The sequence below is a fragment of the Arthrobacter sp. 05T45 genome, from assembly GCF_056395875.1.
Genome location: NZ_JBFTKI010000013.1, coordinates 100,489 through 112,072 on the forward strand (window position 1 = coordinate 100,489; position 11,584 = coordinate 112,072).

Sequence of the window (11,584 nt, forward strand, 5' to 3'; positions counted from 1 at the left end):
ACATACAGGCTCAGGCGCCGCCGCCAGCAGAGAAGATGTCCTGCGAAATCTTCTGCAGCTGCCCCCGCAACTGCTCGAGTTCCTCCTTGGCCTTGTCCAAAGCAGCCTTCGTCTCCGGCCACGTAGAACCTCGGAACTGCGCAGCCAGGGGACCATCCCAAATATTCGGATCTGACAAAACTCGTCCCTGCGCATCCAGCGCCGAGATCTGATCCGTGAAACCACCGTTAATGATCGACTGCACCTGCCCAATCGCAGCCTTCGCTTGCTCAGTAGACAACACACGCGACATAGAAATTCCTCCCAAGAGACAAGCGCTTCTCCGCCGGACACGTAACCGCCGACGACCAGACGGTGCCGACGCTACCAACACACGTCAATAAATCCAACAAAAAGAAAAACTAGAACGGCGGGACATGACCGCCCAAGTCATGCGCATGACACAGGCAAACCGCGATTAGTCCATTCGTGAGTGAAACCCCGTATCATGCTGAAGGCACCATGAACGGAAGAGGGGACGATCATGTCCAGACGGACTACCACGCACCAGCACATCCCGGGGCGCCGCATCGCGCCCGGCCGGGCGCTGGGCGCCTTCCTTGCCGGCCTGGGGCTGATCGCGACGACGTCGTGCGGCCCGGCCCCCGAGCCGGAGTCGGTGTCCAATCCGGTCAAGCTCCTGCAGAGCGTGCGCGTGGGCATGTCCCCGGCCGCCGGGGTCGAGACGATCGAAGGCACCACCATCTCTGTGTCCGCGGCCGGCGACTCTTCCGCAGCGGACACGAAGTACGACGCCGCCCAGGCGGTGGGCGAACTGCCGGTGCGAGTGAGCCTGCAGTACCGGGCCGGCGACAAGTCCGGCTCCGACCTCACCGAGCTTCAAGGCCACACCGGGCCGGTCGAGATCGACCTGACTCTGGAGAACCTCACGGTTAAGCCGCGGGTCATCGAATACGATGCCGCGGGCCAAACCCGCTCCGATACCGCCCTCGTGGGCGCCCCGCTGACTATCGCCGCCTCAACGAAGCTCACCGGTGTACGGGCCGACGACGTCACCGCCGGCTCTGCGGACGGCGGAACAGGCACCAACGGCGTCCTGAGCAGCACCGAGGACGGTGCCACCGTAGTGCAGTGGGCCACCGTGCTGGCCCCACCCCGTTCGGGTGCGAGCACCACGCTGCGCCTCGTTGCTGAGGTCAAGGACTTTCAGGTCCCTGCTTTCGACGTGGCGGTCCAGCCGGGCCTCAACACCGACCTCAGCGCGGACGGCGTGCTCGCCGGCGCGTTCTCCTCCGGCACGGGCTCCGAGATGGGGCTGCAACGCCGCACCATCTCGCTGGTCTCGGACGTCAACACCGTGTTGACCAAGGCCGGATCCACCATCACCGAGGTCCGGCGGAACCTGCAGGAGACCTCTCAGACCCTGGGTGCGAAGACCGCGGGCGAGCTGCGCGATAACTCCACGGCCCTGGCCGCAACCATGGTGGACCTGAAGGAGCAACTGAACACTCTCGGCGCCGACCTGGAGGCCGCGACGAAGTCAACGCAGTCCACCACCGCGTCCCAGCTGAAGCTGACCGTCGCCGCCGTGGACGCTATGCTGGGCGACACCTCGGCCGTGCCCGCGACGGCTCCCATCAACGGTGACGGCTGCACTGCGGAGGTGCCCAAATCGGGGAAGGCGGCCACGGTCTATTCCAGCATCCAGACCATGGCCTCGCAGCTCGACGCCTACGCGAAGGTGAGTGCGGGCTGCCGGGATATCGTGGCGGGCGCCATCAAGGCCACCATGGGCCCCGAGGACCCCACCGCGGAGGAATGCGCGGAGCAGGGCTCGATGACATGCTCCCTTTACGGCTCTGCCGTGACCGTCACCGGCGCGTTGCTGGGCCTGGTGAAGAAGGGCGACGAGCTCGTGGCGGACCTGCAGCCGCAGATGGTCGAGGGCGCGATCAAGGATCAGGAGGCTGCCGCAGCCACGCTGGAGAAGGTGCGCGCCGATTTCGCTGCGGTCCTCGACGGCGCGGAGACCACGGAAGACTACAAGACTGCCCTCGCAAACGTTGAAGAAGCGATCAAGTCCGCCCGGGGCTCCGTCGCCGCGACCCGGGACGCGGCCGCTGCGGTCCGCGGCAGCATCGACGGCCTGCGGCAGAAGCTGGGCGACATCAAGAAGACTGCGCAGAACGCCCGGGGCGAGTTGGGTGACCGCTCGCTGCTGAACGGCTCGATGACGCAGCAAACGCAGCGGCTCGCCGACGAGCTGTGCAAGATGGCCGACGGCGCCTCGCCCCGCGAGGGCCGACTGTCCGCCGAGCAAGCGGAGCGGCTGCGTTCCTACCTGACGTCCGCACCGTGCGAGCCCACGGATGAAAGCGGAAACCCCGCGCAGGAACTGCGCCCGCCGCTGGGGTTCAAGGACCCGCTGGACGATCGGATCCAGGCCCAGACGGCCGCCTGGGACGCGGTCCTGGCGGCCACCGACACCACCGCCCCGGACGAGGAGATCGGCCAGGCGTTCACCACTTTGGGGACGACGATCGACGACATCGACGCCAAGCTGGACGCCATCAAAGAAGCCACGAAGGCGCTCGACGGCGCCGCCACGGGCGACGTCAACAGCAACAAGCGCGAACTCGTTGCCCTGGACGCCGTGCTTGGTAAGGCGATCGACTCCTCCGGCCGGGTCGGCTCGACGCTCGCGAAGCTCAAGGAGCAGCAGGACGGGCTCGGCGACAAGATCAAGAAGTCCCTCCGCGAGGTTTCGGCGGAGACCGCCGCCGAGGTCTACAAGACCGTGGACGAGCAAGTGCGCCGGGTCGCCGAGATCGGCGACGCGGGCTCCGACGCCGTGATCACGGCCTTCAACCGCTCTATCTCCGGTTTGAAGTCCACCTCGGACGAGGTGGTGAACGACGCCGAGGGCACGGTGAATAAGCAGCGGGACGAACTGCGCGGGCAGAGCGACGCGCTGGCCGCATCCCTGGACAAGGGCACGCAGTCCTCGCTCGCGAACATCGCCTCCAGCACGTCCGGCTCAACCCGTGACGTCGAGGGCGCCAGCGCCCTCCTGTCCTCAAGCCTCACCAAGGTGATGCTCGACCTGGGCGACCGTTCGGTGAACGGATCCGGCCTGCTCGGCTCCATGGCCACAAGCGCCGCCAAAGCCGACACCGCTGACTATCAGCTGGCACTGGCATCGCAGAACGCTGAGGGCTATGCCAATATCCGCTCCAGGGACGTGGCGGGGCTGCTCCTGCGCCAGGCGCAGTTCAAGGCTTCACTCACCGCGGTCGACGAACTGCCACCGTTCCACCTCGAGGTGCCGGCCGGCGCCACGTCGCAGACCCTGTACACACTGAAGATCGGCGGCACCGCATGAGCTCCCGCACCGGGCTCACGACCCTGATCGTCGCGGGCATCACTGTCGTCCTCGCGGCTGCGATCGCCCTGACGACCGTGGCGCTGAGCCGTCCCAAGGAGGCTTCACGGCCCGATCCAGTAGCCGCGACGGTTCCCGTTGCGCTGCAGGCCGAGGGCCTGCCGAAGGACTTCTCCATCGGCGTCGTCCTCACCCTGGGCCAGTCCGGCGAGCCCGGCTCCGAGTACAACCGGGCGGCACAGGGCGCGATCGTCGCCGCACAGCGCTTTGCCAAGGGCGGCGCCACCGTCGCCCTCGCAGCCCAGAACGACCGCGGCACGGAGGATGGCGCCCGCGCCGCCGTCCACGCGCTCGCCGCGCAGGGAGCATCGGGTGTCGTCGTGGCGACCACGGGTGCGCCGGCCCGGGCCGCGGCAAAGACCGCCGAGGAGCTCGGCCTCCCGGCGATCCTGCCCTACGCCGAACCATCGGACCCCGCGCAGACCACCTGGACCACGAGGCCGTCGGGCGCATCCGTCGCGGCCGCCCTTCGCACCGCGCTGAACGGCAAAAACAGGGTGCTGCTCGTCGGGGACGGCGGCGAGGTCCCTGCCTCCGTCGGGATCTCACAGACGCTGAACCTCGATGGCTTCGACGCGGTGACGGACCTGGCCCAGGAGGCCGCCATCCGAACGGGGGACCAGCTGCGCCCTCCTGCCGAGGACGCCCCAGCAGGCGCCGGGTCCACGAGGGTCGCCGAGCCCGCGGACGCCGTGGTTGTCTCGGCCGCCACCCCGCAGCGGCTGGCCCGGCTGGTCCAGGCCCTGCAGGCCCGCGACGTGTCCGTCCCCGTCGTCATACCGGACGGCGCCACCGCCCCGGCCTTCGCTTCCACGCTGTCCGAGCTCGACGGCGCCGCCTCCGGACAGCTGGTCAGTGTTGCTCCGGCCGGCGGCGATGCCACGGCGCTCCAGCAGGACGCCCAGGGGCGCGGGATGTCCGCATTCCTGTCCGCCGTGCGTCTGGCGTCCGGTGACCCGAAGGTCAAGAACCTGACGGGCGATGCCGCGTTTTCCGCCGACGCATGGGCGGCGGACTCACGCAGCCACGACGCCGTCGTCGCCCTAGTACGGGCGGCCGCGTCGGCTGGAAGCGGCGAGCCGTCCAAGGTCGGCGCGGCGTTGCGCACCATGTCCTTCGGTCCTGGTGACGGCCTCGCCGGGCCGGCGCTGGATTTCTCGCGCTCCGCGGCGCTGACCGCGGAGGCAATCCCGGTCTACGCTTCCCCTCAGGATCTGGGCCTGCGCCCGCCGGATGAGGCCGCTCCGCGGCTCGTCTGGGTGCCGGCGCCGGCAAACCCCTGACCACCTGCCCCCGGCTCGCCCCAAAGCGGGCGGGGACCATCCACCACTGAAGGAGCGCCCGGTGCGTGTGCTGATCGACCTGGACGAGCGTCGCTTTGAGTGCGACGTGGCTCACGCCGCGCCCGCCACGACGCTGACAGACCTCGTGGAGGCCGCCGGTGGCCCGCGCCTGGCACCCGATGAGGCGGTGTTCGTGAACGAGGCCGAGGTGCGTGGTTCCACCCCCGTCTCAGAGCTGATCTTCCTGGAGGGCAGCCGCATCTCGCGGGCGCCGTGGCAGATTCCGCAGCGCGTGCGCGGCTGGAGCGTGACGCTCGCCGGCGGCCAGAGCACCGGCGGCGTGACTGACGTTCCGCACGGGCGAGAGATGCTCATCGGCCGGTCCCCTCACGCCGATCTGAGCCTTCCGACCGAAAGCGCGTCATGGGACCACTGCCGCCTGCGCCGGGAGGAGGACGGGCTGCGGGTGTTCGATGGCGGGTCCACGAACGGCACCCTCGTCAATGGCGAGCCGGTGGGGGAGGACGGGGTCCTGGTGACCGAAACCGCCACGATCACGGCGGGCGGCGCGGTGCTCCTCCTGCGCCGGTCCCTGGACGAGACGCCCGCCCCGCCGCCTGGCAGCCTGCACAACCTCACGCCGGCGGCGACAGCGCCCTTCAACCGGCCTCCCCGCCCCGGGCAGACCCCGGCGGGCGAGCCCCTGGTCCCGCCGAGCCGCAAGGACGTGCCGCCGGCCAGCAAATTCAGCTACATCACGGTGCTCGCGCCCCTCGTGATGGCGGCGGCGATGGTCTTGATCCTGCGGGACTTGCGCTTCGCGATGTTTGCCATGCTCAGCCCGGTCATGGCCGTGGGCATGTGGTTCGAACAAAAGCGCCGTCACGCCCGGGGCCTCAAAGAAGAGGACGAGCGCTTCGCCGGGGCGCTCCAAGGATTCGAGCGGCAGATCCGCGAAGCCGCAGCGACGGAGACCGCACGACGCCATCGGATGATCCCCGATCCCGCGACCGTAGTCCGGCGCCCCGCACTCCCCGCCACGTCCTTGTGGCAGCGCCGCGCCGACGCGGACGACTTCCTGGCCCTGCACGCCGGCACAGGTGACGTCCCCTGGAAGCCCGAGGTGGACCGCACAGCCGGGTCGCGGCTGGATGAGAAGGTGAAGGACTCCCTCGCGGCCGCGCGCCTTCAGGCCGCGCCCGTGCTCGTGGACCTGACCGACGCCGGTGTGGTGGGTATCGTCGGGCCGCGGGAGGGGACTCTGGCGCTCGCGCGATCCCTCCTGGCCCAGGCCGCGGTGCACGTCGGCCCAGCCGACCTGACCATCGGCGTCTTCTGCGACGCCGGACGCGCTGACGAGTGGGAGTGGGCTTCATGGCTGCCGCACACGCGCCAGGCCGGCAGCAGCACGGGCGAGCGGTGGATGTCCGCGGACCGCGAGGCGAGCCTGGCCATGCTGCGCACGCTCAAGGACGCTGTGCAGGAGCTGCCCACACCAGCGATGCTGGTGGTCCTGGACTCCGAGGTCCTCACGGAGGGCAGGGACTCACCGGCACGCGCGCTGCTCGGCACGGGCCGCTCCGTGCCCGGGGCCCATGGGAGCCCGCAGCAGCGCCCGTCCCGGGTGGCGGGCATCGTCATCGCGACTTCGGAGGAACAGTTGCCGGCCTCCTGCACCACGATCATCAGGGTCGGTTCGGACGCAGCGGCCACTGTGGACCAGCCGGAGGACCTGACCCGCGTGGAGGACGTCATCCTGGCGGGCCTGGACCAGGAGGAGGCCCTGCGCTGCGCAATGCGCGTGGCGCACTTCGACGATCCGGAGCTGAGCGTGCCCGGGGCCTCGCTGCCCCCGCTTGTGCGGCTGCCCGGGCTCCTCGGCTACGACCGCCCGGACTCGACCACGATCCGTCGCATGTGGCAGGCTCCCACCGGAGTCTCCACGCCGATCGGCACAGGGGAGAACGGTACCCTGACCCTGGACCTGGTCAAGGACGGCCCGCACGGCCTGGTGGGCGGCACCACCGGCTCCGGCAAGTCCGAGTTCCTCCGCTCGCTTGTGGCCGGCCTCGCGGCACGCAACGATCCGACGCGCCTGAACTTTATCCTCGTCGACTTCAAAGGCGGGGCCGCCTTCAAGGCATGCGAACGCCTTCCGCACACCATCGGCACGATCTCCAATCTGGACGAGCAGCTCGCCGACCGGGCCCTCCGCGCCCTGGAAGCGGAGATGGAACGCCGCCAGCGGGTCTTCGCGGAGGCCGGCGAGGGCATCGACAACCTGAACGCCTACCTGGCCACGAACCCGGCCGAGCCCATGCCCCGGCTGCTGCTCGTGATCGACGAGTTCGCCATGCTGGCCAAGGACTTCCCGGACGTGCTCAAAGCTCTCGTCAGCGTGGGGGCAGTGGGCCGCACCCTTGGTGTGCACATGATCCTGGCGACGCAGCGCCCGGCGGGCGTCGTCAGCGACGACATCCTCGCGAACACCAACCTTCGGGTGGCGCTGCGGGTGCAGAGCCGCGACGACTCCAACAACGTCATCGGTGTGCCCGCCGCCTCGGCGATCGGCCGGGCCCAGATGGGCCGGGCATTTGTGAAACTGGGCCAGGACGACATCACCCCCGTGCAGACGGCCCTCGTGACCGGGCGGGCGCAGCTCGGCGCCGGGCCTGCCGTGGACGTGCGCGAGATCCGCCAGTTCGGCGTCCCCGTGTCCGCGGCGGCGCCGCCACGGTCTGCGGCCGTGGACGAGAACGACCTCGAACTGCTCATCGACGCCGTAGTCGCAGCCAACGCCGAGGCAGGGTACGCCGAGCCGCGGCAGGTCTGGCCGGAGGCCCTGGGCGAGCGTGTGGAGCTGGAGGGTTACCTTCCTCAGCCGGACGGCGGCCGTCGAGCCGCACCGTCCGACACTCCCACCGATCCCGCACGCCGGCCGCTGCCGATGGTGGGCGCCATCCGAGGCTCCACGGTCCAGGTGGCAATCGTCGACGAGCCGGAGCTGCAGCGCCAGTCCGCGGCGGGATGGGACATGTCCGTGGGGAACCTGATGCTCATGGGCGTGGCCGGCTCCGGCACGAGCACCACGCTGGCCTCGATCGCGCTGACACTGGCGAAGGACGCCGATCCGGCCGAACTGGACCTGATGATCCTCGACATGGGCTCCCGTGAACTCGAAGCCCTGGAACGCCTGCCGCACACCGTGGCGTATGTGGGAACCGGGGCCGGCGCCAAGGAGCAGCAGGCCCGTTTCCTGCGGCACCTGCACACGGAGCTCGAGAGCCGCCGCGCCGAGCCTGGCAGGCACCGCCGCACCGTGGTGCTGCTGGACGGCCTGGCCTCGCTGCGGGACGAGTTCCAGGATTTCGAAGGGCAGCAGCTGCTGGCGCTGCTGTATCGGGCGTACGCGGACGGCCCGGCGCTGGGACTGTCCTTCGCGGTCTCCACCACACGCGCCAAGGCGGTGCCCTCGGCCATGAACGAGGTGACGCTGCAGAAGTGGCTCTTCCGGCTGGCGGACGACTACGACTACTCCTCGCTCGGCGTCCGGGGCAAGGAAATCCCCGCTGCGCTTCCTGGGCGCTGCGTGGATCCCCGCACCTCGCTCCAGATGCATGTGGCCACGCCCGGTATCGGGGTCGAGGCTGCGGTGGATCGCGTGCGGCAAAGCTGGGCACACGCACCCGCGAAGACGCCGGCGATCCGGCGCCTGCCCTCCAACGTCACCATGCTGGAGCTAGGGGTGGAACCCCGGCTGGAGGCCGAACCCTGGCTCATCCCGGTAGGAATAAAGGAGGCTGACCTCTCGCCGGCTTTCCTGGAAATCTACGAGGGCGAGCACGCGCTTGTCGCCGGGCCCGCCCGGTCGGGAAAGTCCACGCTGCTGCTGGCCCTGGCCGCAGCCCTGCGTGGCGCGGCCACCTCACGCGGGCCGGCTCAGGTGTGGGGCATCTGCGATCGCCGCTCGCCCCTGGCCCTCGCCGATCTGGATCGCGTGGCCGTCGGCACGGATGAAGTGCCGGCCCTGCTGGCCTCCCTGCGCCTCGAGCGCTGCCCAGTGTTCCTGCTCATCGACGACGCAGAGCGCTTCGAGGACACCGATCAATCCATCGCGGGGGCTGTGACATCCGGGCAGCCGGGGCTGTGCGTCATCGCGGCCGGACGGGCCACGGATCTCCGCGGGCTGTACAGTCACTGGACCAAGACGCTCCGCAAATCCCGCCTGGGCGTGCTGCTGCAACCGGATGTAGATTACGACGGCGAACTGCTGGGCACCGCACTCCCGCGCAGGGCGCCCGTGGCGCTGAGTGCGGGGCGTGGATATATCGGCGTCGGCGGGCAATTGGCCCTGATCCAGTCGATGAGCGCCGAGGGCTGAGCCCGGCTACGAGCGCATACGACGAACGAGTGGACGGCCGGGGGCCTTGAAGAATCAGATCGATAGCGTTGGGGAGTACGGTATGAAATTCGCACAGACGGGTCAGGCTCTGGGAGCGTCCTACCGCTTCGGCGAACGGGTGGGCTCCGGCGCCGTCGGCGAGGTCTGGACCGTCACCTCTGCCGACGGCCGGACGCTTGCCGCCAAAGTTCTGCGCCCGGAGCACGCCGACGATCCCTCGCTCGTAGAGCGGTTCGTCCGTGAGCGATCCGTCCTGCTTGGCCTGCAGGACTCGCACATCGTCACGGTGCGCGACATGGTGGTGGAGGGCGCGCGGTTGGCCATCGTCATGGACTACGTCGCGGGAGGCTCGCTGCGCGACGCGCTCAAGGAGACGGGCCCGCTGCGTCCCGTGGACGCGTTCAACGTCGCCGCCGAAGTGTTCGACGCACTGGCTTTCGCGCACTCACGAGGCGTGACCCATCGCGACATTAAGCCGGACAACGTGCTCCTCGCCCGCCCCTGGCCCGAGTGCGCCGCGGGCGACGTGCGGGTCTCCGACTTCGGCATCTCCGACGTCGTGGGCGAGAAGATCCGCCAGACGACCGGTCTCATCGGCACCCCGCACTACATGCCTCCCGAGCTCATCAGCCAGGGCCGGTCCGGCCCGCCGGGCGATGTGTACTCAACGGGTGTCCTGCTGTACGAGCTCCTCGCCGGGCGCACTCCTTTCGCCGGGCCGGGGACGGACTTCAGCGTCGCGTACCGACATGTTTCCTCGCGCCCGCCACGGATCCCCGTGGACGACGCGGTATGGAACGTACTCGACTCGCTGCTGTCCAAAGACCCCGCCCAACGCCCGACGGCGAGTGAGGCCGCGGCGACGCTCCGGCGTCTCGCACCCCGCCTTGCCGGCAGCAGCCCGATCACGCGTACCGAGGCCCCGGAGGACTTCGACGCCGTCGAACGCTCGGCCACCGTCGTCCGGGGCGCCTTCACGGACGAGGACCTCGCGGCCTTCGCGTCAGGCTCGCCAGATGACCACGCCGGGAAGGCTCCCGAGCTCGGGGAGGCCGACAGCGCCACCATCGCCCGGCCAATCCCGCGTCGCGAAGTGCGGCCCCGGGCGGAGGCCCGGCTCGAGGAACAGGTCGCCACACCGTTCTGGCGCACTCGCAAAGCGTTACTGCTCGCGGGCGCCGCCACCCTGCTCGTCGTCGCGATGGTCGTGGGGTTCGTTGTCCTCGCCCCTGCAGGTCAGCAAATGCGGCCCACCGCGGAAGGCCAGGTGTCCAAGCAACTTCAGGACGCGGCGCTGCCAACCGGCCTGACAATCTCGCGGGAGGCCTCCTATGAGCCGTCCTCCGGTCAGGTCCGCTTGACTGTCGCGTACGCGGCGCAGAAGGCGCCGTTGTCCGGTGATTTCCTTGAGGTGATCCCGGGCCTGGCCGATGGGGAAGCGTGCCCGACGGTCACGTGGGACGGGGCTTCGGTGAGCAGGAATCAGGCCTCGATCACCGGCCTTGACGTCGAGTGCGGCTGGAAGGTCTCGGGGTTGGAGGTCCCGGCCGGAGGGGCAGCCCAGGTCACCGCCAAGGTGTCAGTGTCGCCCGCGGACCAGCAGGCCCTCGACGCATGGCTGCGGGCTGGGTCCGAGGCGACGACGGCCGCGACGCAGGACCCTGCCGTCAAGGGCACGGCCTATACCGTCCAGCGGCTGAAGGGCGTGGAGGTGCGTACTCCGGCGCGCGTCGTGACGCCCAGCCCGCTAAAGATCACCCTCGTGCCAGTCTGGGCCGGCGGCGCCGACGAGCTGAACCCGCTCTACGTCAGTCCCGCGTCGGGCAAGCCCTCGCAGATGCTCGCCGCCGTGAGCGGCGGCGAGAAAGGAGTACGGTTCTCCGACGGCTGCGGCGGGGCGCTCGCGGTGGACAGCGCGGGGCTTACCGTGACGGCCCTGCAGATCACGCCCCAGTGCACCGTGCGTGCCAGCGTCGGGAACTTCACCGAGCTGCAGTCTCCGAGCTTTGGGATCACGTCCCGGGAAAACTCGTAAGACCGAGGACTCCTAGGGCTCCCAGGACGGAGGACTCGGGGTTGGCCCCCGCGCGGCCATGACCTTGGCCTGGACGTGCGAGCCGCACGGCCCGCCCGGCAGTCCTGGCTTCTGTTCACGGGGCGGCCAGCCCGCCGTCCGTCCGGGCCGCTGTTCACGGGGCCGCCAGCCCGCCGTCCGTCCGAACCGCATGGCTCGCCTCCGTCCGAGATTCTGTCACGCGGCGGCCACGGGGTCACTCCAGGCGGAAGTATCTGTTCCGGCGGGGTGTCTGGGCGGGGTCGAGGTGGGGTGGCGGGATGAACCAGGGGATGCCGGTGCGCATCTGGATGCTCCAGTGTTCCTTGTGGATCAGATGGTGGTGATGGGAGCAGAGCAGGGTGCCGTTGCCGGCTCCGGTGGTTCCGCCGCGGGACCAGTAG

Annotated in this window: 6 protein-coding genes; 4 read left to right on the forward strand and 2 right to left on the reverse strand. The window is 69.8% G+C overall.

The window, feature by feature from the left end; translation table 11 throughout:
• Positions 1-10 precede the first annotated feature (10 nt).
• Positions 11-292, reverse strand: coding sequence for a hypothetical protein (locus tag AC1DGD_RS13740; protein WP_028275663.1), 282 nt, complete (start codon positions 290-292; stop codon positions 11-13).
• A 231-nt stretch (positions 293-523) separates the two neighbouring features.
• Between AC1DGD_RS13740 and AC1DGD_RS13745 the strand changes: the two genes are divergently transcribed.
• The 4 genes from AC1DGD_RS13745 to AC1DGD_RS13760 all read left to right on the forward strand — a co-directional run bounded on the left by AC1DGD_RS13745 (position 524) and on the right by AC1DGD_RS13760 (position 11,162).
• Positions 524-3,382, forward strand: a complete 2,859-nt coding sequence (locus AC1DGD_RS13745) for a hypothetical protein (RefSeq protein ID WP_476857142.1) — start codon at positions 524-526, stop codon at positions 3,380-3,382.
• On the forward strand, positions 3,379-4,725 hold the full coding sequence (locus AC1DGD_RS13750; RefSeq protein ID WP_476851407.1) for a hypothetical protein: 1,347 nt from the start codon (positions 3,379-3,381) through the stop codon (positions 4,723-4,725). The genes AC1DGD_RS13745 and AC1DGD_RS13750 overlap by 4 nt, the downstream gene beginning before the upstream one ends.
• 61 nt (positions 4,726-4,786) lie before the next feature.
• Positions 4,787-9,106 carry an FtsK/SpoIIIE domain-containing protein gene (locus AC1DGD_RS13755; protein ID WP_476857143.1) on the forward strand — a complete coding sequence of 1,440 codons (4,320 nt, stop codon included), beginning with the start codon at positions 4,787-4,789 and terminating at the stop codon, positions 9,104-9,106.
• A gap of 82 nt (positions 9,107-9,188) precedes the next feature.
• Positions 9,189-11,162, forward strand: coding sequence for a serine/threonine-protein kinase (locus AC1DGD_RS13760; protein ID WP_476857144.1), 1,974 nt, complete (start codon positions 9,189-9,191; stop codon positions 11,160-11,162).
• Between the two features lie 235 nt (positions 11,163-11,397).
• Here AC1DGD_RS13760 and AC1DGD_RS13765 read toward each other — a convergent pair.
• The coding region (locus AC1DGD_RS13765; protein WP_476857145.1) for an HNH endonuclease at positions 11,398-11,584 on the reverse strand (187 nt) is incomplete at its 5' end.

Bases quoted from the DNA above. Each gene is read 5' to 3' on its own strand.
- AC1DGD_RS13740 (WP_028275663.1), bottom strand. From the start codon at position 292: ATGTCGCGTGTGTTGTCTACTGAGCAAGCGAAGGCTGCGATTGGGCAG.
- AC1DGD_RS13745 (WP_476857142.1), top strand. From the start codon at position 524: ATGTCCAGACGGACTACCACGCACCAGCACATCCCGGGGCGCCGCATC.
- AC1DGD_RS13750 (WP_476851407.1), top strand. From the start codon at position 3,379: ATGAGCTCCCGCACCGGGCTCACGACCCTGATCGTCGCGGGCATCACT.
- AC1DGD_RS13760 (WP_476857144.1), top strand. From the start codon at position 9,189: ATGAAATTCGCACAGACGGGTCAGGCTCTGGGAGCGTCCTACCGCTTC.